The following is a 24198-nucleotide window of genomic DNA, read 5'->3' as shown; positions in this document are numbered from 1 at the left end:
TGATACCTGCCTTTCGGCGGGTGCGTCGGTGGACGCGAGTCCGGTCGAAGGTGTCTTATCGACCACGCCGACGGGAGGAACGCCAAACCACCTCCAGTTTTCCGCGTTGAGTTACCGGAGAGACGACCCCGGCCAGCATAAGCACGTGGTTCGCGCTGAAAGTGGTTGGATTCACGCTCGCCGTAAACGGCGGGACTCTCTCCTCGAATCAGGTAGCCCCACAATCAAGCATTCAAATCGCGGTATCGAGGAATCCCCCGACTGAAGTCGTGGGAGGAATCGCATGCGAACAGTTAACACCGAGCGCAACGAATGCAGACTGTCCATGACGGGCCACAGACAGTCCGCGAGGGCTGGCGCGGCACCGAGGCCACGCTGCGTTTCTCGGCATGGATGGGTCGTGGTCAGCCGACCCCGAAAGCCAGACCACCGAAGCGAACGTGACGCCATGTGCCTCTCCGTCGCCCGTGACCTCGGTTGCGGGGTAGAGTGGAGGTTACGGCTAATTAAATTGCCACTGGCGTCTGGCCCTGCGCCACAAGCGGCTTTCGTCGGCATGAGTCCATGCCGAGACGCCGCCGCAAGCCCACGACTGTAGTCGTGGGTAGCTGACCAGTCTACCCCGACCAGTCCATCTACTGGTCGGCGACGTCGCTCGGTACGTCGAAATCGTGGAAGTGCTCACCCTTCTCCTTAGTGAGAATGTTGAGTGCCGCTGCGGCGCCGTCGCCGGCGGAGATGACAGCCTGCCACTCTTCCGCGCGGACCATCGCACCCGTTGCGTAGGCGTCCTCGACGCTCGTCTCCATCGTTACGTCCACGTCCACGACGTCCTCGTCAGTGAATGCACACCCGAGACTCTCGGCGAGACCCCGGTTCGCGCCCGTCGCGAGGACGACGTAGTCCGCGTCGTCCTCGTCCTCCTCGGTAGAGACTGTGAACCCGCCGTCGCGTTTCTCGACGGCCGTGACCTCATCACCCTCGTTCAAGTTGACGCCGTGGTCTTTCGTCGCCTGCTCACGGGCGCGCTGCATGAACACATCACCGTCCATTGAACGAATGCCGAGGTAGTTGAACAGGTGAGCCTTGTGCATCCACGTCTTATCGGTGTCGAACACCGTCGTCTCGAGGCCGTTCTTGCTCGTGAATAATGCGGCGCTCAGACCGGCGGGACCCCCACCGACGACGATAACGTCTGCCATGTGTTCCACGTAGTCGTAGGACCCAAATAAAATTCACTTTTTATTAGTCGGCGAATCAGCGTTAAATATGCAGCTGGCAGATGTTGATCAGTTAAATGAACACAAACTCAGATTTATTGTGACATTCGACCTTTCCTACCTCACAGATACTCCACCGTGAACTGAAAGTCTCATCCACACGCTGCCTAGTGTCTACGCACTCCTCCTAAGAAAGATGAGTGATTTGGTCACCGACGCTGAAGCTGCATACCTTTACTAAACCGTTAGAACAATACCACGAATGTATATGAGCTACACATCATCTATCACAGGAAAGTCACGGGACTTCAACTCGGTCGCAGAGCTCCTTGCGAAGGCCAACGAGGAGAAGACCGGCGATCAACTCGCGGAAATTGCGGCGAGCTCCGAAGCCGAACGGGTCGCCGCGAAGGACGCGCTCAGTCGACTCCCGCTCGAAACACTCCGAGACTCGCCTGCAGTACCAGACGACGACGAAGTGACTCGAGTGATCCAGGATGCGGTCGACGAGACGGTGTACGACCGAATCAGAGACTGGACAGTCGCCGACCTACGAGAGTTCCTCCTTGACGACCGGACCCGAGAACCAGATATCGACCAGATCCGTCCCGGGTTGACCAGCGAGATGGTCGCCGCCGTCGCGAAGATCATGTCCAACCTGGACCTGATACAAGCGACATCGAAGATGCAGGTCACCGCCCGGTGCAACAACACGATTGGGACGGAGGGGACACTCTCGTTTCGCCTTCAGCCGAACGATCCTGCAGACGACATCGAGAACATCCGTCACTCGATTCGAGAGGGACTCTCTTACGGAGTCGGTGACGCCGTTATCGGGCTGAATCCGGTCGAAGATACCGCCGAGCAGACGAAGCGACTGCTCGAGGTGACCAAGGAGTTCATCGAGACGTGGGACATTCCGACACAGAACTGTGTGCTCTCGCACCTCACGACACAACTCAAAGCCGTCGAGAACGGCGCGCCCGCGGACCTCCTATTCCAGAGTCTGGCGGGAACCGAAGCGGGGAATGAGAGCTTTGGTATCGACGTCGACCTCCTCGACGAGGCGTACAAATTCGGACAACAACACTGCACCGCCTCTGGCCCGAACGTTATGTACTTCGAGACCGGTCAGGGGTCCGAACTCTCGGCCGACGCCCACGCCGGTATCGATCAGGTAACGCTCGAAGCGCGCTGTTACGGCCTCGCGAAGCGGTACGACCCGTTTCTCGTGAATACAGTGGTTGGGTTCATCGGGCCGGAGTACCTCTACGACGGGAAGCAGGTCATCAGAGCCGGGCTCGAGGACGTCTTCATGGGCCAACTCACTGGCATCTCGATGGGGATCGACGCCTGTTACACCAACCACATCCAGGCCGACCAGAACGACATCGAGAACCTGGCTGTCCTGCTGACGGCCGCCGGTACGAACTACTTCATCACCGTCCCGATGGGCGATGACACGATGCTCAACTACCAGTCGAACAGCTACCACGACGCTGCGGCGCTCTGGGATGTCTTCGATTTGCGCCCGGCCCCCGAGTTCGAGGAGTGGCTCGAGGAGATGGGCATCATGCAGGATGGACGGTTGACGGCGCACGCTGGCGACCCGACACACTTTCTGGAGCGAGCAGATGAGTGATTCCCGACCACACCACATCGACGACCCGGACGATGAAGTAGCACTCGAACGTATCGTGAGTCAAAGCCCCTCTCGTCTCGGGGTCGGACGGCGCGGGACGCGTCCTCGAACCTCCTCTGTCCTCTCGTTTCGAGCAGACCACGCTCGGGCCCGTGATGCGGTCCTCACCACGGTCCCGAACGAGGTCATCGAGGAGAACGGTTTGCTTGCGATTCAGAGCCGAATCACGGACCAGGACGAGTACCTCGCACGGCCCGACCTAGGACGGCAACTCAGCGAGGAGACCCGGTCGACCATCCGCGACGCGTGCATGCTCGACCCTGACGTGCAGATCGTCGTGTGCGACGGGTTGAGTTCGACGGCCGTCGAAGCGAACATCCCCGACCTATTGCCGACGCTCGCTCACGGTCTCGAAGATCGGGGGTTCGATGTCGGGAAGCCCCTCTTCGTGCGGTTCGGCCGCGTCGATGTGATGGACGTGATTGGGAAGACGCTCGGTGCGGATGTCGTCGTGAACCTCATCGGAGAGCGACCAGGCCTGAACACCGCCAAGAGTCTAAGCGCATATCTCGTCTACGACCCACTGCCGAGCAAACCGACGGCGAAGAAATCGGTTATCTCGAACATCCACGCCGATGGGATACCGGCGGTCGAAGCGGGTGCCCAAATCGTCGATCTCGTCGAGACGATTCACGACGCACAGGCAAGCGGGGTCGATCTCGCGTGACCTCCAGGGGTGCCCATGGCTGGAACTGATCCATCGACGCTGACGAGTGTCGGTATTGATATCGGCACGACGACGACGCAAGTCGTCGTGAGCGAACTGACGGTCAAGGGGTCGACCATCGGTGACCTTGGGGTCGAAATCGTCGATACGCGAATCATCTATCAGGGCAAAATCTACGAGACGCCGCTCCTCGACCAACAGACGCTTGACGTTGAGAGAATCAGTGAACTGGTCACCTTGGAGCTATCGCGCGCGGCGTGTCCTCCGGATTCGATCGATAGCGGTGCTGTCATCGTCACTGGCGAGTCATCGTACAAGGAGAACGCAGAAACGCTAGTGGCGCGGATTGCCGACGACACAGGTGACTTCGTCGTCGCGGTGGCGGGGCCAGAACTAGAGGCAATTCTCGCAGGCAAAGGCGCCGGTGCTGCGGCGCGCGCCGCGGCAACGGGCCGGCCGGTACTCAACGTCGATATCGGTGGTGGGACCACCAATATGTGTCTGTTTTCCGGCGAGGACGTCGTCGAGACCCGGTGCTTGGATGTCGGTGGTCGTCTGCTCAGATTCGACGAGACAGGCATCGTGACGCACATCTCGGAACCGGCTGCGCGGTTGCTCGACCACACGGATATCACGATTTCCGTCGGGAGTCAGCCCATGGACGACCAGCTCTCGGATCTCGCGGCGGTGATGGCCGATGCTATCGTCGATACGATTGGCGGCTGCCCGCTCAGCCCGGTCACGGAGTCGGTGACGATCGGCTCGTCCGACTACGTCGATTCGAGCGTCGACGAGGTCATGTTCAGCGGCGGCGTCGGGCGGTTGCTCGCGGGGTTCAGCGAGCGGTCAGATAATTCACCGTTCGAGTTTGGTGATTTCGGAATTGTCCTCGCTACTGCGCTCCGAGAGCGGATCGAAGGGCGACCGTTTCGGGTCAGATCCTCGGACGAAGACATTAGAGCGACCGTCATCGGCGCTGGTACGCACGCAACCTCGTTCAGCGGAACGACGACCGATATCGACGAGTCACTTCTCCCAGTGAAGAACCTCCCCGTCATCGAGGGACCCAGTATCGATGCCGAGCAGAATGTAAACGCCGTCACGAATCAGTTAGTCACATGCATAGACCGTGAAACACAGATATACGACGTCGCCGATGGAATGCCGTTCGTGCTCTACTTGCCGAAGGTTTCTCCACTGAGTTACGAGCGACTGACCACCCTCGCCGAGGCACTCGCGCAGGTATACTCACAGGTACTTGATAATCAAGCCTGTATCGTCCTCACTCGACAGAACTGTGCTAAAGCGCTTGGACAACGACTCGAAACAACCTGCCACCCGTCAATATCGCGGGTACTGATCGACGAAGTTGTCGTCTCTGGAGGGGACTATCTCGACATCGGAGAACCGGTCGGTGCTGGTGACGCTGTTCCTGTTGTCGTCAAATCGCTTGCATTCGGGGAGAATTCCTCAGTGTGACATCCTCACCCGCCCTAAAGGGCGAGGCTTCCTACAAGGGAAGCCTCGCGTCGAGGGAGGTTTCAGGACTGAAACGCCGCAAGCGTCGTCTGTACGGTTTCGGACTCGGCGTGCGGTGTCCTGTGGTGCTGTCACAAGCACTCTCGTCCCGTGGCGAGTCATCGCCCGTCGGTTTCAGCGACAGGCTCTCTCCCCACGGGTTGAGGCGACCGGCGATGTTGGCCGCCGCGTTGATGTCTGCTTGGTACTCCGTCACCCAACACTCATCGTTCGTGCATCGGAACGCCGCCTGCGAACTGCGAGAACCGAGGTGGCCGCAGACGTGGCACGTCTGCGACGTGTAGGCGGGATTCGCGAACCGAACCGGAATCTCGGCGTCACGGGCCTTGTCTTCAATGCGTCCGGTGAGACGTGCGAATGCCCAATTGTGGAGACGGCGGTTCATCCACTTCCCGTAGTCGAGATGCTCACGGATGTACGACAGGTCTTCGAGAACGGTCACCGGGTTGAAAACCACGCAAGAATCCCCTCCGTGTGCCCGTCCTGCCGCCGTGAACCGCGCCCACGAGTGACCGAGTCGTGCGCCGAAACCTTCGGGGAAAAGCCCACGACTTGAGTCGTGGGTAGCTTACAGAATGAGACACCGCTTTCAGAAAGGGTGAGTAACCTTAACACAGTCGAACACTGTGAGGACGAGTATGGTGCAGATCGTCGATTACGAACTGTTCAAAGTGCCGCCCCGATGGCTCTTTCTGAAGATCGAAACCAAGGATGGGACCACAGGCTGGGGGGAACCAATACTTGAGGGGCGAGCTGACACCGTGAAAACCGCGGTTGAAGAGCTCATGGATGGGTACCTGCTCGGAGAAGACTCAACCCAGATAGAAGACCTCTGGCAACGGATGTATCGCGATGGGTTTTACCGCGGAGGACCGATCTTGATGAGCGCCATTGCGGGTATCGACCAAGCGCTCTGGGACATCAAAGGCAAACACTGCAACGAATCCGTCTGTGATCTCCTTGGTGGCAGCACTCGACAACGCGTCTCCGTTTACAAGAAACTCATCCCTGATGAGGCCAATCAAATTGCCGAATTGGCCACGGACGCGGTCGAAGATGGGTTCACCACGCTCAAACTCCTGACCACGTACCAAACGTCCCCTCTCGAATCAACCGCAGACATCGACGCACTGTGTGAATATTTCGACGTTGCTCGAGACGCAGTTGGAAGAGAGATCGACATCGGGATTGACCTACATGGACATATCTCTACGACCATGGTCCCACGTTTACTATCACGTCTCGATGCGTTCGATCCGATGTTCGTTGAGGAGCCGGTTCGTCCAGAACATTTACACCTGTTCGAGCGGCCGTCAAACTGCGATACGCCGATCGCATTTGGCGAACGACTGTATTCGAGATGGGAGTTCCGTCCTCATTTGGAAGTGGGTCGAGTTGATATCGTGCAGCCGGATATCTCTCACGCTGGAGGAATCACTGAGATCACGAATATTGGCTCCATGGCTGAGACATACGGTGCACAGCTGATGATGAACTGCTCTGTCGGACCAATTGCCTATGCCGCGAGTACGCAACTCAGTCACCATATACCGAACGCTGTCCTCCAACCCTCGTTAGATGAGCGATACATCGACGCATACATCGACAATGTCGACGAGTTCCGAAGCGAGAACGGCTATGTGACACTTCCTAAGAGACCCGGTCTAGGGATCGTCGTCAACGAAGAGGGAATCCAAGACCACGCAGGGAATGTCAGTGACTGGCGAACGCCAACTCGTCAATACGACGACGGCAGTCTCGTCGAGTGGTGATGATCGACCTAATCGTCTAGGGGGCTGGTCTCGTGTCGGTCGATGGCGAAGTACACTATCCGTATACTTATTTGGATAGATTACATTCCCGTGAGCATGCCTCAGCAAGATCGAATCGCGGCTACAAAGACAGCCTTCGAGATTCTGGACATAATCCACGAATCTCAAGGCGCTACAGCGAAGGAGCTAATTACTGCGACAGAGCTCTCCCGAGGGGGTGTGTACAAACATCTGCGTACACTCGTCGACGTAAGTGCCCTCGTAAATCGCAACGGAGTCTACGTCCTAGGGCCAAAGCTCACTGAGTACGGGCTCGGAAACACGTATTCACAGTTCTTACTCAAACAAACACCGAAGATCGATGACCTAGCACAGTCGCTTAATGCGCCAACTAATCTTTGGATTAATAACGACGATAGATGCCACTGCGTTCACACAGCCCCCTCTACGGATCAAAATACCTACCCTAGAAGCCGAGGTGATAGCGAACTTCTTGTGCAAAGTCCCCCCGGAAAGGTAATTCTGGCGCACCTCCCGCGTGAGCGACACGACAACCTGATCGAAGCACAAGACCAAAAGCTAGCCTCTCAACTTAAAGAACTCAGAGAGCGGCAGCTTCTTGAAGAGCCGCTTTCCTTTTCACGAAAGTGGACATCCATTGCGACGCCGGTTATCGATCCCTCAGGTCACCCAGTGGCGGCTATCGAGATAGTCATCTCCTCCGAGCGAGCAACTAGTCTCGACGTGGAGTATAATATCAGCGGATTACTCACAGACACTGCAAACAAGATACGTGTTGAAATGCTATAAATCCGCTGAGATGGTAATTATATCTATATTCTTATTATTATTATCACGGCACAACGAATGGTTCCAGCCTGGAGAGAGCGATCGTCCGCACGTGAACTATCACCTCTCCCTTTTGGATACTGTTCTCACACGCGGCAATGGCCTCATCGCCCGTATTTTGACAATATTCCGAAGTAGATTTCTTCCACTGGTGCTTCGCTGCTACGAACATTGTCCTTCTCCTTTGCGACTACTGGGAGGATGCTTCTTGAACAATATTGTTTGAACATACAAATGATATAGATATCATCTACTGTGCTACTATAGACCGAACATGTCAGATCTGTATTCTGATTATTTCGGCTGTCCGTGTCTGATTCTGTCGAAAATATAGGTTATAATGAATATCGCCGATTGCACATTCACATCACTTTAATTGATATTCATAAATTATCGATTGGTTTGTGACACCCTCCGCTGATCCACAACCGAGGCAGAAAACTGAGACGAATAGGCGTCTGTGTAACCTTCACGGTTGCTTTCTAGTCAGGTAGGAATTGAACACGTATCTATTCCACAAATAGTATACACCAATCTTGGTCTTGTATTACTGAATTAGGTCTGTAACGGGTATGACCCGAGTAAACAATTAGTATACATCCGAAGGGTAGGGACCCGAAGCTGTATCAACCGTGTTTACTAGCCATAGACGAAGCGAGCGTGCTCTGGTTCGATTGGTCCGCAAGATGCCCACGTTGCCGCTTCACAACGTGTTTTTATCACGACACCGGAAACTAACGCTGGTATGACCTACACAGTAGCCGTAATTGGCACTGGAGCAGAGCCCGAAGATCCTGGACGTGACGGATACGCAATGGCATATCACCACGCAGCAGGCTATGAAAACACCGATGGCTGTGATCTCGTCGCCTGTGCAGACATCATTTTCAAAAACGCCCAAGCCTTCGCTGAAGCGTTCGGACTCGACGATGACAACGTCTTCGAAGACTACGAAGCCATGCTGCAAGCGATTGAGCCAGACATCGTTTCAATCTGCGTCCCGCCGGCGGTGCACGATGACATCACGATCGATTGCATCCGCAGTGGTGTCGTAGAGGCGATCCATTGTGAAAAGCCCATGGCCGACACCTACGGTGGCGCGAAGCTGATGACTCAAGAGGCCGATCGCTACGGCGTTCAACTCACGTTCAACCACCAACGACGGTTCAGCGACGCCGTCCGGACCGCAAAAAAGCTACTCGATGGCGGTGAAATCGGCGATCTCCAGCGCGTCGAATTTTCTGCACCGGTCGGCATCTTCGACTATGGGAGCCACTCTTTCGACCTCTGCAACTACTTCAACGACGAGACACCGGGTAAGTGGGTGCTTGGACAGATCGACTACTCCACAGAGAACATTCTCTTCGGTACCCACAACGAAAATCAGGCGATCGTCCACTGGAAGTACGAAAACGGCGTTCACGGGATCGCGGCGTCCGACAGTTCCGGAACCGGTGGCCCCGCCAGTGCCTTCGCATGCCATAACCGCCTGATCGGCACGAAAGGTGTCATCGAAGTTGGCCCGCAAAGTGACGACGAAAACGAAGTGCTCCCCCCACTTCGTATCCGTCAGGACGGTGGAGACTGGGCGTCGGTGGAAACAGAGGACGGCCTTCATGGTTGGGAGTTCATTGACCGCGCTATCGCAGAGAACGTACGCTGTCTTCGCGAAGATGAAACGCCAGAACTCTGTGCGGAGAATGCGCTCAACGCAACGGAACTCATCTTTGCAACGTGGGAATCGTCCAGATGCCGCGGCCGCGTCGATCTCCCATTGACGATTGAGGACAATCCGCTTCGGGCGATGCTTGATTCGGGTGCGCTTACGCCGAGTACAGGTGGTGACTGATGGCCCAGTTATCAGTCTGTATTGAGATGGTCTATGACGGTGATCCGTTTCACGAACGAATACACCACGCTGCGGCAGCCGGCGTTGACGCCGTTGAGTTCTGGGACTGGCGCGAAAAGGACCTAGAGGCCGTCGTGACGGCGGCCAACGAGGCAGGCGTCAAGATCGTCGGCTGCGTCGCCGGTGGTGTACTGACCGATCCTGAGGAAGCCGACGTCGCCGTCGAGACTATCCGGGAATCGATCGACATGGCGGCGAGTTTGGAGATTCCGACGCTAATCGCGACGACCGGACCCGACCATGACGAATTGGATCGTGCAACACAACATGACTCTATCGTCAACGTGCTCTCGCAGGTTGCGCCTGACGCCGAGAACGCCGGCGTCACCATCGCACTCGAACCGTTGAATACGCGTGTCGATCACCCAGGCTATTACTTGACGACGAGCAACGAGGGATTCGAAATCGTCGATGAAGTTGGATCACCAAACGTCATGTTACTGTATGACGTCTATCACCAACAGATCACCGAAGGGAACGTCATTCAAACAATCACGGAGAACGTTGAGTCAATCGGGCATATTCACGTTGCCGACGTGCCAGGTCGTCACGAACCAGGGACAGGTGAGTTGAATTACGCAAACATTTTCGCAGCGATCGACGAGGCCGGCTATGACGGCTATGTCGGCTGCGAATTTGCGCCGACACACGATCGAGACGAGGCAATGGCCGCCGTTCGAGATTGGGCTTGATGGAGAGCGCTCAGAGACCGTACCGAATGCCTTCTCTGAGCAACACATGATACGCTGACATTTCTTCGGCACATCGGAGAGGCACACTGTCTGGCGTTCATCGAAAGATCCGACACTTCTCAACCCAGTCAGGAAGCACGTGGTTGTATGATTCAGGGCCTTTCAGCCAATCACAATCGACACTTCTCGACTGGCACAACCACTGGCGGACGAAACCGCCGCGCTGGAAATTGGTGCGAACAATCTCGTCGCCTGTACGACCACAACCGGCACAAAACTGCTGTATGAAGGGCTCAATCTGTTTGACAAGCTCCGCGAGACGACGCGAGAAATCGCACGGCCCCAGTCGTTCTTGGACGATGGCCGGTACTCCTCGAATCGGATACGCTCGCTGTACCGACGCCGGACGCGCCGCCGCGACCACGCCCAAGCCGCACTCGCCCGCGACCTCATCGAACGATTGCACAGCGAGGGTCTCTCCACGGTGTACGTCGGGGCGCTCACCGATGTACTCGACTCGCATTGGTCGGTCGAAGCGAACACCAAGACGCACAGCTTTTGGGCGTTCCGGCAGTTCATCGACCAGCTCGCGTGTACCGCCGAGGAGTACGGTATCTCGGTGGAGCTTCGCTCGGAAGCGTGGACCTCTCAAAAGTGTCCGAACTGTGGTTCGACCGACCGGACAACACGCCACCGCGATACGCTGACGTGCCCGTGCGGTCGTTCGAAAGGCGCTCCGCGCCTTTCGTGATGACGAGAGATCTTTGGTCTCTCGAACCACTTCGAGGGGGACGCGGACCTCACGGCGTCAGAGACGTTCCTGAGACCGCAAACCAACGTAGCACGGCCGATGGCACGGCCTGTGCGCCTCAAGTGGAACGACCATTCATGGTCAGAGTCACCACGCTCTTGTTCCAACGTGGAGCGCACGAACCCGCAAGTTGCCTCCGTGGGTCGGTAGTCGATACCCTCAGCGCGAGGAACCCCGGCGTTTACGCCGGGGAGGATGTCATTGTCTGCAACTCCCGTACCCGGAATTGTTGTCACCGTTATTTTAATATACCTTCTCTACATCGTGACACTGTATACCTCATGGAAAAGCCTTCAGAATTGAACGCACGGCGCCGACAGCTACTGCGATCGCTCGGAGTTGCGGGAGTGGCCGGGTTGGCAGGGTGCAGTGTCAGAACCGGCGGCAGTGCGGAGAATGACGGTGGTAACGGCACAGGAACAGGAACAGGAAAGATGGCACAGTCCGCCACTGGCTGGGCGTGGAACATCGCGGCCAGATCCCTTCAAGGAGCAGCAGAGAGCTACAACAAGGAGCACAATGTGGACGTAAAGGTCGAAGAGCTGGGCGGCGATGCTTGGGAACAACGGTTCCAAACGGCCGTCACGAGCGGGAGCGGTGCGCCTGACTTTTCGGCCGTGCAGAACTACGACGTGACGAACTACGCCAGTATCGGCGGGCTGCTGGATCTCACGTCCAGAATTGAGCAAGCGGGTATCGTAGAGAACATCGTCGAGAGCAAGTGGGAGACGGTCAGTCACGACGACACCTACTACGCCATCCCGTGGGACATCGGCCCGACTGGCATCTTTTACAAGCGAGATGTGTATGAGGATGCTGGTATCAATCCCGACGATATCAAAACGTGGGACGACTTCATTGAAGCTGGGAAGAAACTCCCAGACGATGTCGCAATGATCAATCTCCCTCCACAGGAGATGTCTCAACTCTGGCGGATGCTCTTTCGCCAGCGTGGTGGTCAGGCATTCACCGACGACGGCGCTATTTCCGTCGCCAGTGAGGACAGTGTTGCCGTTGCGCAGTTGATCAAGGATATGGCCGACGCCGGTATCACGACACGCATCGAACTGTGGTCCGGTGGATGGTTTACGTCCTTCGCCGAGGGAAGCCTCGCGTCCCTCCCGAGTGCGGCGTGGATGGACGGGACGCTGCGTGCGGAACTCCCGGATACGGCGGGGGACTGGGGCGTCTACAAACTCCCTCCGTTCGAAGAGGGCGGAAACCGTGCGTCGAACCGTGGTGGGTCGAACATGGCGATTCCGTCACAGATCGACGACGAGGAAACGGTCAATCGTGCCTTCGATTACTGCCTATATGCGATGACTACTCCTGAGGTGCAAAATAAGATGCTTGAGGAGTTCGGGCTGTTCCCCTCGTTGACTACGGCGTACGAGGCCGATATCTACGAACGGGAGCTCGACTTCTACGGCGGACAGGCTATTTTCAGCATCTTCGCAGAAGTTGCCGAGCAGATTCAGCCCTACCGGTACACGACAGACACGCCCGAGGTGCAGGACGCGATAGAGACCGAACTCGGGAACATGCTTAACGGGAACAAATCACCGCAGCAAGCAGTCGAAGCGGCCGCCCAAACTGTCGCAGACCGTACTGACCGTGAATTGGCCTAAGAACCCAAATCAGCTCTCATCAGATCCAAGAACGTCTTTCATACCAAAACTCATGGCTACTGAGACACCACACATCAGGAATGAAATGACGCACCCGGCGTTGCATTACCGCCCAGGGCAGCGCGATCGCGATGGGCTGCTGTCCGGCGATGTAACTGGTTTACAGCCACCCGTCCTGTCAGTTGATGCTATAGTATCCGTCGCTTCGGTATGTGACAGCGACTCCCAGACAGAAGAAGTAAGCCGTGGAGGCAGCTGACACCGATGGTCCGCACCGCTATTCAATCGAGAGTCCGCTCGTCAGGGGCGTACAGGAGACTCTCCGATCGGTTCCGGTACACCCGGCAGGACATCTCTCATGTCGTGCCGACGATTCCGGGACTCCCGTATGCTTACATCTCACCGTTTTTCATCCTCTTCGGCATCTTCCTGTTATTTCCAGCGGTATACACATTCTATCTTTCATTCTTTGACTACGTCAGCGTCTCGAACGAGATCTTCCTCGAAATCCAGATGGGCCCACTGGTGCTCACGATCCCGCAAATCGCGAACCTAGAGTACGTCGGGCTGGCCCACTACGAGCGACTTATCTTCAGAGACTCGCTATTCCATACATCCCTGTTCAACACGTCGTTCATCTTCTTCGTGCAGGTGCCGCTAATGGTGATTCTGGGGCTGGCAACCGCACTCGTATTGGATTCAAAATTCATCCGAGCGAAGGGCCTGTTTCGGACGCTGATTGCGCTACCTGTCGCGACTGGTTTGGTTGCGTATTCGACGATCTTCCTGTTACTGTTCAACGACCAAGTTGGACTGGTCAACTATGTCCTTACAGAGCTTGGCCTGTCACCGGTCGCGTGGTTAGGGAGCACCTGGGGCGCACGCATGACGCTGGTGATCGCAGTCACTTGGCGCTGGCTTGGGTATAATATGATCATCTTCTTGGCCGGCCTCCAAACAGTTCCCCAACAGCTGTATGAGGCTGCTGAGATCGACGGTGCGACCCGGTGGCAAAAGTTCCGGTTCGTGACGTTGCCGCAGATCCGACCGGTATTATTATTCGTCGTTGTTTCCTCGACAATCGGTACCTTCCAGATCTTCGCAGAGCCGTATGTTATCACCGGTGGCGGTCCGTCAAACGCAACGATCACGATCGTGCAGTACATCTACAACCAAGCGTTCCTCCAACTGAATCTTGGATACGCGAGTGCCGTTTCGGTTATTCTCGTCCTTCTCGTGAGCATCATGTCGATTGTCCAAATCAAATATGGAGGTGGAGAATAATGCGTTCAGCCGATCGAAAGGAAGCCCTCTGGACATTCGGAAGTTACATCTTCCTGCTCACGATCGTCGTACTCGTGATGATCCCCCTTTACTGGATGATCGTTGCGGCGACGATTCCCCAGTCAGAGTTCTTCTCATGGCCACCGCAACTCCTTCCGGGAGCTCAGTGGTTCCAGAACTTCCAACAACTCCAGGAAAACGTGGACTTCATCAGAAGTATGGGCAACAGCATTCTGATTTCGGTCTCATACACGATCCTCTCGTTGGTACTGTGCTCGATGGCCGGATTCGCGTTCGCGAAGTACGAGTTTCGGTTCAAGGAACCACTGTTCTACTTTATTTTGGCTACGCTGGTGCTTCCGATTCAACTGCTAATCATTCCGTTGTTCTTGTTGATGGTCCAGATTGGCTGGACGAACTCGTATCTCGCGGTAATTCTGCCCTGGGCGGCGAATCCGCTCGGAATATTCTTGATGCGACAGAACATGAAGGCGATCCCTGACTCTTTACTGGAGTCAGCCCGCATGGACGGTGCGACGGAGTTCCAATTGTACTATAAGATTGCGCTGCCGACGATGCTTCCGTCGCTAGCGGCGTTGGCGATCATCCTGTTCCTTAATCAGTGGCAGGCGTTCCTGTATCCACTGGTGATCTTACAGGATCCGAAAATGTATACAATTCCGCTTGCTCTTGCGGAACTTGTCGGCCAACAGCGCGTGTACTTCGACCAAATTATGGTCGCAACCTCACTTGCTGTGACGCCGATCTTTGTCGTGTTCTTGACCATGCAGCAATACTTCATCAAAGGAATTCTTTCAGGATCGGTCAAACAATAAGGTGATCACCTATGGCAAAAATCGACATCACAAACCTACGCAAGGAATTCGGTGACGGCGGTGAACAGATCGTTGCAGTCGATGACTTCAACCTGACCATCGAGGATGGGGAGTTCCTCGTCTTCGTCGGGCCGTCCGGCTGCGGGAAGACAACGACCCTCCGGTGTATTGCCGGATTGGAAGACGTGACGAGCGGATCGATCCAGTTCAACGGTGAGGAGGTCACTGACAAACGCGCACGTGAACGAGACGTTGCGATGGTGTTCCAGAACTACGCACTGTATCCGCACATGACCGTGCGCAAGAACATTGGATTCCCGCTCCGACTCTCGACCAAGAGATCGTCCAAGGAAATCAATACTGAAGTCGAAAACGTTGCTGAAATGCTCGGCCTTGAGCCACTTCTCGGTCAGAAGCCGAAGGAACTCTCTGGAGGGCAGCAACAGCGTGTCGCACTCGGTCGGGCGATTATCCGCGATCCTGAGGTATTCCTGATGGACGAGCCATTATCGAACCTCGACGCTAAACTCCGCTCGACTATGCGGACTGAACTCCAAGAACTCCAGCAGAAACTCGGTGTCACAACGGCATATGTCACGCACGACCAGACGGAAGCGATGGCTATGGGTGACCGAATTGCAGTTCTCAACAGAGGCGAACTCCAACAAGTCGGAACAGCGAGTGAGGTTTACCGGTCTCCGACGAATGAGTTTGTCGCCGGATTCATCGGGAGTCCGAGCATTAACCTCTTCACCGTCACCATCGAGGGAGACACGCTCTCCGGCCCAGGCGGATTTGAGTACACGATGAGTGACGCCTCACTCATCAAGGATCGAGATCGCGTTCGCGTCGGGATTCGACCAGAAGACTTGAACTTGGTTGTTGGGGGGAGCATACCCAGCGACGTTTCTGTCGTCGAGGAGATGGGTAACGAAAATTTCCTCTACGCCTACATGGGTAATATTGATCTAACAGCTCGAATTGATAGCCAGATCCGTCCTGAAGAGGGAGCGTCCGTCACATTCGGCTTCGATGAGGATGATCTGTATCTTTTTGACACGGAGACAACCGAGGCAATCAAGACCAAGACGGGTGACGTTGACGCTAACTACGATCAGTATGTCCAGGCGGGGCGTTGATCTTCCTGCCTAAGTGACCTCGTGACCTACCCTACTCGCTCACAGCGTTGGCCGTTCGCTCCTTGAGGACAGGGCTTCCTGTTTCTGCGTCAGAACGTGCATCCGAGATGGACACAGCGGTTCCAGACACCGCAGGCGGTTCCCTCGCTGGGCGGGTCGGAGTGACCCACTCCTCCCGATTCGACACTCGGCCACACCAACCGATGCACGCGTCTTGTCGTCGTTCGAAAGGCGCGACACGCCTTTCGTGATGACGACACGGCGAAGCCGTTTCGAACCACGTGTGAACACCAGTGGAACCGTGGTGAGCATTATACTACCCGCTTCGACCGCGCGGTTAGTAAAGATGCCCAGACAGTGAAAGTAAACTGTGCGGGCGCTGTCTTCCCTCCCTACTCGCGCCTTCGGCGCTCGTTGAGGAAGGGGACGTATCGCCCTCGATTAAAGCTACGCGGCAGCACGAAGCCGTAACAGTCACCATTGATGTCGGCTACTACGGTATTCCTCGTAAAGGTGACTATGAGACTGTCGCCGCACAGATGGGGTGTGCGCCCAGCACAGCAGCCGAACATCTACGAAAGGCCGAGTCGAAACTCCTACGATCCTTGTTTCCACTCACGTGAATACCTAACAGATTAACAATCATGTATATGCAGGAGGTGTCGAATCTGGTCCGACCACTGACCTCGTTTTACTTTCTGCACTGCGAGAACGCACTCTACACACGCGATTTATCTATAAATAAAATAAAACTAAGAAAAATGGTATTAATGATTATCAGATGATGAGTTGAACTCATCGCGTTTCGTTTTACCCATTCTTCCATCACCATCCGGGCGTACGGGGGAAGATGAATGGGTAAGGCGGATTTCGGACAAATCAACGTTCTTCCTTTTCACATCAAATCGTGAAAGTCCGTAGGTCAAACCAATCAAGATCAGAACGCCGATCGGAATCAAAGCGACGGCTGCCCAAATCGAACGTCCCCAAATAGACCCGCCATACCCCCAGAGAAGCAAGAGCAAACCTGCTACGGCGACCACGGGAATCGCATAATAGATCTGGGTTCGGACATGGTCGATGAGATCGGCACCAGTAAATGTTGCAGAGAGAACTGTAGTCGGTGAGATTGGCGATGTGTGATCCCCGAAAATCGACCCGGAGAAGACGGCCCCTACGATAACGGAGACCATTACGTGATCGCTAGTGAGGTTCCATGCGACGGGCACGGCAATGGGCGTCAAAATGGACATCACGGCCCATGAATCACCCATCGTAAATGCCATGAACGTTGCCAGAGCTAATACGATAATAGGTAGTATCTCTGGTGAAAGAAATTTATCAGCATATGTTGCGACGAATTCACCAGTCCCAAGCACGCTGACGACCTCACCAATCGACCAAGCAAGGACAAGGACCGTCAACGCAGTCATCATCATGTTGAATCCATTGATCGTGGTATCCACACTTTCGCCAACCGATTGGAGATCGTATTTGTATGCGTAATAGAACGTAGTAGCGACCATGGCGAATGCTGAAATCACGAGCGCGGCGGCATAGTCAGCCTCTAAAATCATATCATACAATCCCGCACCTTCAGAGTATCCAGTACTGAGAGCCCCAATAATCATCACCATGACGAGCACGAGAACCGGTACCCCAAACACGCGTAGTCGAGGATTATTAACGTCTGGCTCACCGAATTCTCCTTCGATGTCCTGCAGCGGTTCGGCATCGTCTCTATTGACCTTTCCAGTTGTTGCTGCGCGATGTTCGGCGGTCAGCATGGCCCCATAGTCCCAGCCGGTAACGACAATGATACCAACCATAAATATTGCCAGAATTGAGTACATGTTGAAAGGAATTGATTGGACAAAAATGACAAATGATGATGGAACTTCATTTTGCGCGATGTCCGTTGCTTTGTAACCGGCGTCAATCATTGACATCTGGAATGCTACCCACGAAGAGAGAGCTATCGTCGAGACCGGGGCGGCTGTTGAATCCACAATATAACAGAGTTTCTCACGCGACATTCGGAGATTGTCGGAGATATCTTTCATGGTGGTGCCGACGATCGCAGAGTTAGCGTAATCATCGAAGAACATCATTAGACCAAGTCCCCAAGCGACGAGCCCCGCTTTTCGTTTCGTGCTGATATAATTCGTGGCCCAATTTGCTGCCGCATGCGTTCCTCCAAGTTTCCAAATCATCGCTATCGCAGAGCCTAAGAGGAGACAAAAAATGATAATCTGCATATTGAACACGCTGTCACCCGCAGACTCGGTGATCCATTGCAAGGCCTCAGTGAGACCCAAAATACCGGCGACAAACACCCCTAGGATTTGTCCCAACACTTCGGCACCGGGAGCCCCAACCGTCTCGAAATAACCCTCGAGTAGGGTTGTACTCTTTTGATATTTGTGAATAATCCCTCCAGACCAGACGCCTATAAACAGCGCCAAAGCTGCTTTTCTAGTTATAAGGGCGAGTCCAATCGCCAGTAGGAGTGGCACAAGTGACCACGCACCATATGTCTCGGCTGGCATGTGCCAACCATTGACTATGCCTCCCCATAAATTTACCCAAATATTTCGGATTGTATAAAACGACATTTAATAATCCAACCCAGATTACTCTGGAGTTCATTATAGAATTGAAATATTGGACTTGATTCTATCCGTACATGCACGCTATCGGTCAAATTGTCAACTCACAGGAGATGTAATCAGTGACAGTACGTGACAAAATTCTTGATTGCTTTCGTTGCATTGCACTCGTCGAATGAATGATCTCCATCTGACCAGTCGCTTGGCTGGTCTCGTACGCGAACAGTAAACTCGGGATGGAATTGAACAGTCCAGACCGGTTGCTCAACATGACGAGTGCAAAAGTATTCATTGTACTCTGTTTCTGCGATAACTTCCATATCCGTACCTAGTTCGACGACCAAATCCGAATGTAGGACAGGTACGATCGACCCAACATCTGTAAGGATTGGATCGCCTGAATCAACCGCCGTCATCTCGACGAACGTCGCTCGACGCTGATCTTTGATGACCTCCCCCCCAAGTGCAGCGTTAATAAGTTGGTGTCCAAAACAGATGCCCAAAAGCGGCACCTGTTGCTCAAGACAAGTTTGAATAAGCGCTATCTGTGCTTCAATCCAAGGATATCCTTCTTCATACACGCTTGCCGTGCTACCACTGATGACGACCCCGTCGTACTTCTCGATCGGGGGGTGATCTCTGTCTTCAGCATAAATATGGTAATCACTCTCATCGATAAGGCGGACAATTTCTGGCCCAAGATAGCGATACGCGGGTCTAACTTCGTCGTCGAGGACGAGTATCATGAGTACTCGATATTGAGGGAGAGCAATAAATTATAGTACCTCGATTGTATTTGAGCAGTTACGGAAACGATAGTGACCAATTCCCATGGTACTCTTTAGAAAACCAGATGTGAAAACTCAGTGGGGTGATTGGATGTCCAGTACGTACGAGTTCTTAGATATTCTATTGTTCTATCACTACCGCTCCGCTACCATCTCAAGGAGACCAATACTACCTACTGGTGGGAGGTGATCGACGTGTCAGACGCATCTGCAGAGATGGTTTCTCGAATCGAACACGATGACATCAATCACGTCTTCATTGAATTCCCGGATATAAACGGTATCTCGCGATCCAAACAGCTCGCAGCCGATTACTTCCTCGAAAATTGGGAAGATGGGTTCGCGATGAATCTTCTACTACTTGCACAGACACCACGAAACGATGTTCCTGATGGAACTGGCTTCGGCGCGGAGATTAATTACGGCGACGGTGTGGTCCATCCGGATCCGAGGACATTCTCCGTCATTCCGTGGCGGAATGATGCTGCTCGGGTCATATGCGATTTCGAACACGAGGGAAAAGTGGTGAATGGAGCCCCTCGAACGGTTTTGAAGCGTGTCTTAGATCAAAATAAGTTCAATTTCAACTTTTACGTCGGAAGTGAGCTCGAATTTTATCTGCTTGAAGAGACGGACAAAGACTACAGACCAACGACTGCAGACAACCACGAATGTGTTACTTGGGCAACCGAGGAAGTCTCGCCGTTTTACAATCGGCTCACCAAATTAGCTGCAAACTATGGCATCGATATCCACTCGCTTCAGCATGAACACGGAGCGGGTCAGCTCGAGGTCCTGTTCGATTACGGACGACCACTCGCGCAAGCCGACACGACGTTCGATTTCAAGCGATTGGTTAAGCAAGTGGGTCGCGATCAGAATCAGTGGCCTACGTTCATGGCGAAGCCGTACGGAAACCGAGCTGGCAACGGCTATCATCTGCACGTCAGTGCGTTCAACGACGACGTGAATGTCTTCGCTGATGATGGGGAACTATCCGATCACGGCCGTCACTTCGTCGGGGGGCTGATAGAGCACGCAGACTCGCTCGCAGCACTTGGAACGCCGAACCTCAACGGCTTCAAGCGTTACGAACCTGGATCGTTCGCGCCGTATACTGCCTCATGGGGGTATGATAACCGAATGACTGCCATTCGAATCCCACCCGGGGTAACCCGTATAGAGAACCGCATCGCCAGCGCTGATGCCAATCCATATCTTGTCATCGCAAGCACTATTGCGGCAGGATTACATGGCCTCCAGGAAGCAATTGAGCCGTCCGAGCCTGTTAATGGGAATCCCACTAGACGAAGGCCAAATCTTCCTCCCTCGCCCGAACTCGCTCTAAAGGCGTTAGAGAACGACAAAACGCTCAGTGAGATTCTTGGTCCAGAAATCATTCAAGTATACACTGCAGCGAAACGGTGTGAACTGCGAGCCTTCCGTAACCACGTCACACAGTGGGAGCGCGATCAGTATGTGAAGACGCTCTGATCGTTCGGTTTCACACGATCTGATATGGTGTAGCGCCCTTTGTCCCAGATGTCACCAAATGTACAAATAAAAGTTGTATATGTTGAGCTTTAATCGAGGGGGCTACGCCTCCTTCCTCAGCGAGCGGCGAAGCCGCGAGCAGGGAGGGGAGACAGCGCCCGCATAGTTCACGTTCACTGTCTGCGGCGACTTTACTACCCGCGCGGTCGAAGCAGGTAGTACGATGCTCACCACGCTCCCGGCGGTGTTCAAGCGCGACAATAAGCGCGCACCGTCGGGTATGGCCGAGTGTCCATTTGGTAGGAGTGGGACACTCCGAACCACCCGTAACGGGAAGTCGCCTGCGGAGTCTGGAACCGCTGTGCCCACGTCGGGTGCAAGTTTCGACGCAGAAACAGGAAGCCCCGACCTCAACAAGCGAGGGCCGGGGAGGCCCGAGTGCGGTAGGTCGGAGTAGTTCACGGACGTAGCCCCGTGACCATCACCCTCGAAGCGGTCAAGGGTAGGTCCAAGGTGACCGTGCGCCAAGAGGGTATCCCCAAACCAATCCCCGAAGAGGACGCCGCTACGGGCTGAGGTATGTGCCTGGAGAACCTCTCCCGGTTGGTGGGGTTCTCGACGGCCGAGTGAGGCGGTTGCCGCCCGGGCCATGGTCTTCACGCCGTAGCGTCCGTAGTTGACCGCCAGCCAGCCATCCCTATCAAGAATCAGCGGTTAGTGTGGAGCGGTGGATTGTCTTCATATGAGGAGGATAACACAAAAAAATTCTTTCGTGGAAACTATTCAGTCCAGTGCCATGTTGATGGTCTTCGTCTGGGTGTAGTGCTCGACGGCCTCAAATGCGGTCTCACGCCCAATACCAGATTGTTTGTAACCACCAAACGGCTGTCCCGCTGGGAAGTCGTTATATTGATTGATCCAGATGTTCCCCGCTTCAAGGTCTCGTGCTGCTCGATGGGCCTCAGTGAGATCAGATGTAATGACCCCGGCAGCGAGTCCATAATCCACGTCGTTTGCGAGGTCAATCATTTCATTATAGTCGGTCCATTCGAAGACCTCTTGGACAGGCCCAAAGATCTCTTCTTGCACTGCACGGTTATCGTGGTCGATATTATCGATAAGAGTGGGTGTAACGAAACATCCCTCTGCAAGGGCCTCGTCATCCGGCCTCTCACCACCTGTAACGAATTCAGCGCCAGCCTTCCGAGCCTCGTCAATGTAGTCCATTGTGCGTGTGACCTGCTCTTCTGTCACTTTCGGCCCGAGTTGGGTGCTCTCAAGTAGGGGGTCGTCAACAGTCAGATTCTCGGCAGCCTTGGCCAACTTCGTAAGGAACTCGTCTTTGATTTCAGCGTGGAGGAATAGTCGCGATCCTGCACAACAACATTCACCAGTATTGAAGAAAATCGCGGTGATGGTTGTTTGGACCGCACGATCGAGATCAGCATCTGGGTAGACAATCAGGGGGCTCTTGCCGCCGAGTTCAAGCGTAATGTTGGTGATGTTCTCGGCAGCGTTCTTCATGACTTCGCGCCCGACTTCTGTTGAGCCTGTGAACGCGACCTTCCGAATCCCCTCATGCGCCGTGAGCGGTTCGCCCGCTTCTGTGCCGAAGCCAGTGACGACGTTGACAACCCCATCGGGAAGGACATCATCGATTTCGTGCATGAGTTTCAGCACCGTTAGCGGCGTCTCTTCAGCAGGCTTGAGAACGACAGCGTTCCCCACAGCAAGAGCGGGAGCGAGCTTCCATGCCGCCATGAGGAGGGGGAAGTTCCACGGGATGATCTGCCCGACGACGCCAAACGGCTCGCGGAGTGTCTGCACATGCCGTCGATCGTCGCTGGGTAACGTCATGCCCTCGTTAATCCGAGTTGCACCCGCGAAGTATCGGAAGTGATCCGCGACAAGTTTCATGTCGATTCGAGCTTCGCTAATCGGCTTGCCGTTGTCGAGTGTTTCCAGCGTCGCGAAGTCCTCCGCGTTTTCATCAACCCGATCAGCTATCGTATTCAGAATCTGTTGCCGGTCTGCGGGCGAGTATCCCGACCATGTCTCGTCGTACACTTTCCATGCAGCGTCGACGGCTCGATCAATGTCCGTCGAATTGCCTGCTTGAGGAGTAGCAAGTGTTTGGCCAGTGGTCGGATCGCGCGTTTCAAACGTCTCGCCAGAGGCGCTCTCCATCCACTGTCCGCCGATGTAGAGTTGGACAGTCTCGGGGACGACATTCGCTGCCGCATCGTTGTGTCGATTCAAAATTTCGTTTTTTCCCTTCGCACTCGATTGGGAGTCAGTTGACATCGGTAGCCCATTATTGCCAAACGACCCCCATAAATATTTCCCAAGAACAGATCCGATCGTAACTGATATACGTTCCATTTTCTGTCTTTCTAGCCGATTTTGTAACTGCTTTTGGATACCCCCTCCTACCGGCGATTATTCTCATTCGATTCCGGCCAGTTACTGACCTCCTTCCGCGTCTTCAGACGCGGGAATCCAACCACGGGATTTGAGGCCGAGCGTGGCCCTCTGGTTTCAAGACGCATACGTTCCAAGCATCTCTTGCTGGGTAGCATCGGCTTGGCTGTCTTGTGGGGCGGTCAAACGCCCCCCATCCTCAGCCGAGTCAGTCGCCACCGGACCGACTCCAGCACACCGGAGAGACGAACGCCGATCGCGTTATGCGCTTCCTCGCTACGCATCCAGACCAAGCGTTCACACAGAGCGGGATTCGAGATGCGACCGACGTGAACGCCGGAAGCATCAGCGTCGTCCTCTCACGCCTTGAGGATCGCGAACTTGTCCGGCACAAGGGCAACTATTGGGCGCTCGGTGAAGACGACGACATCGCGGCCTACACCAGCATGCTCGAGAGTACCCGGGCGGCCAACGACCGCTTCGGCGAGGAGGACATGGACGAGTGGTTGGAGTACGCTGTCGACGACGAGGACGAGGATGAGGACGAGGCAACTGAATGAGCTACCAGCGCGGCGATGTCGTCTGGGGATCGGACCCGTTCAAATCCGGTGAGAACCCACGTCCGTGGCTGATTCTGAACAACGATACTCACCCGTTCGGCGAGGAACATCGGTCACTTCTTGCTGCGAAATTTAGCGAGGGATCTGCAAAGGGACTTTTTGAGATTCTGTATAAGCGCGGCTACATCTATCTCGTTGACGATCAGGTCTGGATCACCTAATTGGGGTCCGTCGCTCCGCCGCACAAATAGGCCTCGACACCCCTCATTCCATGAGCT

19 protein-coding genes and 2 pseudogenes are annotated in these 24198 nt (G+C 54.8%); 16 read left to right on the top strand and 5 right to left on the bottom strand.

The window, feature by feature from the left end; translation table 11 throughout:
* Positions 1–635: 635 nt before the first annotated feature.
* Complete coding sequence (locus C3L37_RS05675; protein WP_129113655.1) at positions 636–1202, bottom strand: FAD-dependent oxidoreductase; 567 nt, start codon at positions 1200–1202, stop codon at positions 636–638.
* A 286-nt stretch (positions 1203–1488) separates the two neighbouring features.
* On the opposite strand from C3L37_RS05675, the gene C3L37_RS05670 reads away from it, so the two are divergent.
* Genes C3L37_RS05670 through C3L37_RS05660 form a run of 3 tightly spaced genes read left to right on the top strand, consistent with a single transcriptional unit; the run spans position 1489 to position 5068 of the window.
* Positions 1489–2862, top strand: a complete 1374-nt coding sequence (locus C3L37_RS05670) for an ethanolamine ammonia-lyase subunit EutB (RefSeq protein ID WP_129113654.1) — start codon at positions 1489–1491, stop codon at positions 2860–2862.
* Positions 2855–3589 carry an ethanolamine ammonia-lyase subunit EutC gene (gene eutC, locus C3L37_RS05665; RefSeq protein ID WP_129113653.1) on the top strand — a complete coding sequence of 245 codons (735 nt, stop codon included), beginning with the start codon at positions 2855–2857 and terminating at the stop codon, positions 3587–3589. The genes C3L37_RS05670 and eutC overlap by 8 nt, the downstream gene beginning before the upstream one ends.
* A 15-nt stretch (positions 3590–3604) precedes the next feature.
* Positions 3605–5068 carry an ethanolamine ammonia-lyase reactivating factor EutA gene (locus tag C3L37_RS05660; protein WP_129113652.1) on the top strand — a complete coding sequence of 488 codons (1464 nt, stop codon included), beginning with the start codon at positions 3605–3607 and terminating at the stop codon, positions 5066–5068.
* Positions 5069–5130: 62 nt separating this feature from the next.
* On the opposite strand, the pseudogene C3L37_RS05655 reads toward C3L37_RS05660, so the two are convergent.
* Positions 5131–5576, bottom strand: a pseudogene (locus C3L37_RS05655) (zinc ribbon domain-containing protein); the annotation flags it as partial.
* 190 nt (positions 5577–5766) lie between these two features.
* Here C3L37_RS05655 and dgoD point away from each other — a divergent pair.
* The 10 genes and pseudogenes from dgoD (at position 5767) to C3L37_RS25670 (ending at position 16671) form a co-directional block, all read left to right on the top strand.
* Positions 5767–6900, top strand: a complete 1134-nt coding sequence (gene dgoD / locus C3L37_RS05650) for a galactonate dehydratase (protein ID WP_129113651.1) — start codon at positions 5767–5769, stop codon at positions 6898–6900.
* A gap of 96 nt (positions 6901–6996) precedes the next feature.
* The gene (locus C3L37_RS05645; RefSeq protein WP_129113650.1) at positions 6997–7710 is read left to right on the top strand and encodes an IclR family transcriptional regulator; all 714 of its coding nucleotides are present in this window, start codon (positions 6997–6999) and stop codon (positions 7708–7710) included.
* Positions 7711–8494: 784 nt separating this feature from the next.
* Positions 8495–9598 (top strand): Gfo/Idh/MocA family protein, encoded by a 1104-nt coding sequence (locus tag C3L37_RS05640; protein ID WP_129113649.1) that lies wholly within the window; start codon positions 8495–8497, stop codon positions 9596–9598.
* Positions 9598–10350, top strand: a complete 753-nt coding sequence (locus C3L37_RS05635; RefSeq protein WP_228546120.1) for a hydroxypyruvate isomerase family protein — start codon at positions 9598–9600, stop codon at positions 10348–10350. Before C3L37_RS05640 ends, C3L37_RS05635 begins: the two co-directional genes overlap by 1 nt.
* Positions 10351–10501: 151 nt before the next feature.
* A pseudogene (locus tag C3L37_RS05630) lies at positions 10502–11311 on the top strand (transposase); the annotation flags it as partial.
* A gap of 284 nt (positions 11312–11595) precedes the next feature.
* Positions 11596–12789: an extracellular solute-binding protein gene (locus tag C3L37_RS05625; protein WP_129113648.1), complete on the top strand. Its 1194-nt coding sequence runs from the start codon at positions 11596–11598 to the stop codon at positions 12787–12789.
* 264 nt (positions 12790–13053) lie between these two features.
* A complete protein-coding gene (locus C3L37_RS05620; protein WP_129113647.1) occupies positions 13054–14073 on the top strand; it encodes a carbohydrate ABC transporter permease in 1020 nt (339 codons plus the stop codon).
* Positions 14073–14909 (top strand): carbohydrate ABC transporter permease, encoded by an 837-nt coding sequence (locus C3L37_RS05615; protein WP_129113646.1) that lies wholly within the window; start codon positions 14073–14075, stop codon positions 14907–14909. Before C3L37_RS05620 ends, C3L37_RS05615 begins: the two co-directional genes overlap by 1 nt.
* Before the next feature lie 11 nt (positions 14910–14920).
* Positions 14921–16048, top strand: a complete 1128-nt coding sequence (locus tag C3L37_RS05610) for an ABC transporter ATP-binding protein (protein WP_129113645.1) — start codon at positions 14921–14923, stop codon at positions 16046–16048.
* A gap of 368 nt (positions 16049–16416) precedes the next feature.
* A complete protein-coding gene (locus tag C3L37_RS25670; protein WP_129113987.1) occupies positions 16417–16671 on the top strand; it encodes a helix-turn-helix domain-containing protein in 255 nt (84 codons plus the stop codon).
* A 144-nt stretch (positions 16672–16815) separates the two neighbouring features.
* Here C3L37_RS25670 and C3L37_RS05600 read toward each other — a convergent pair whose 3' ends face one another.
* Positions 16816–18597 carry a Na+/H+ antiporter NhaC family protein gene (locus tag C3L37_RS05600; RefSeq protein ID WP_129113644.1) on the bottom strand — a complete coding sequence of 594 codons (1782 nt, stop codon included), beginning with the start codon at positions 18595–18597 and terminating at the stop codon, positions 16816–16818.
* Between the two features lie 179 nt (positions 18598–18776).
* On the bottom strand, positions 18777–19403 hold the full coding sequence (locus C3L37_RS05595; protein ID WP_129113643.1) for a type 1 glutamine amidotransferase: 627 nt from the start codon (positions 19401–19403) through the stop codon (positions 18777–18779).
* A 237-nt stretch (positions 19404–19640) separates the two neighbouring features.
* Here C3L37_RS05595 and C3L37_RS05590 point away from each other — a divergent pair, with 237 nt between their 5' ends.
* Positions 19641–20939 (top strand): glutamine synthetase family protein, encoded by a 1299-nt coding sequence (locus C3L37_RS05590; RefSeq protein WP_228546119.1) that lies wholly within the window; start codon positions 19641–19643, stop codon positions 20937–20939.
* A 783-nt stretch (positions 20940–21722) separates the two neighbouring features.
* Here C3L37_RS05590 and C3L37_RS05585 read toward each other — a convergent pair.
* A complete protein-coding gene (locus C3L37_RS05585) occupies positions 21723–23243 on the bottom strand; it encodes an aldehyde dehydrogenase family protein (RefSeq protein ID WP_129113642.1) in 1521 nt (506 codons plus the stop codon).
* A 290-nt stretch (positions 23244–23533) separates the two neighbouring features.
* On the opposite strand from C3L37_RS05585, the gene C3L37_RS24710 reads away from it, so the two are divergent.
* Positions 23534–23920 (top strand): MarR family transcriptional regulator, encoded by a 387-nt coding sequence (locus C3L37_RS24710; protein ID WP_129113641.1) that lies wholly within the window; start codon positions 23534–23536, stop codon positions 23918–23920.
* Positions 23917–24141, top strand: a complete 225-nt coding sequence (locus C3L37_RS05575) for a hypothetical protein (protein ID WP_129113640.1) — start codon at positions 23917–23919, stop codon at positions 24139–24141. Before C3L37_RS24710 ends, C3L37_RS05575 begins: the two co-directional genes overlap by 4 nt.
* Positions 24142–24198 lie beyond the last annotated feature (57 nt).

Origin of the sequence: Halegenticoccus tardaugens (assembly GCF_004116405.1) — an archaeon.
In the GTDB taxonomy this organism is placed as follows: domain Archaea; phylum Halobacteriota; class Halobacteria; order Halobacteriales; family Haloferacaceae; genus Halegenticoccus; species Halegenticoccus tardaugens.
Note: the sequence above shows the minus strand (reverse complement) of the source record. Positions and strands in the feature narration are given on the sequence as shown.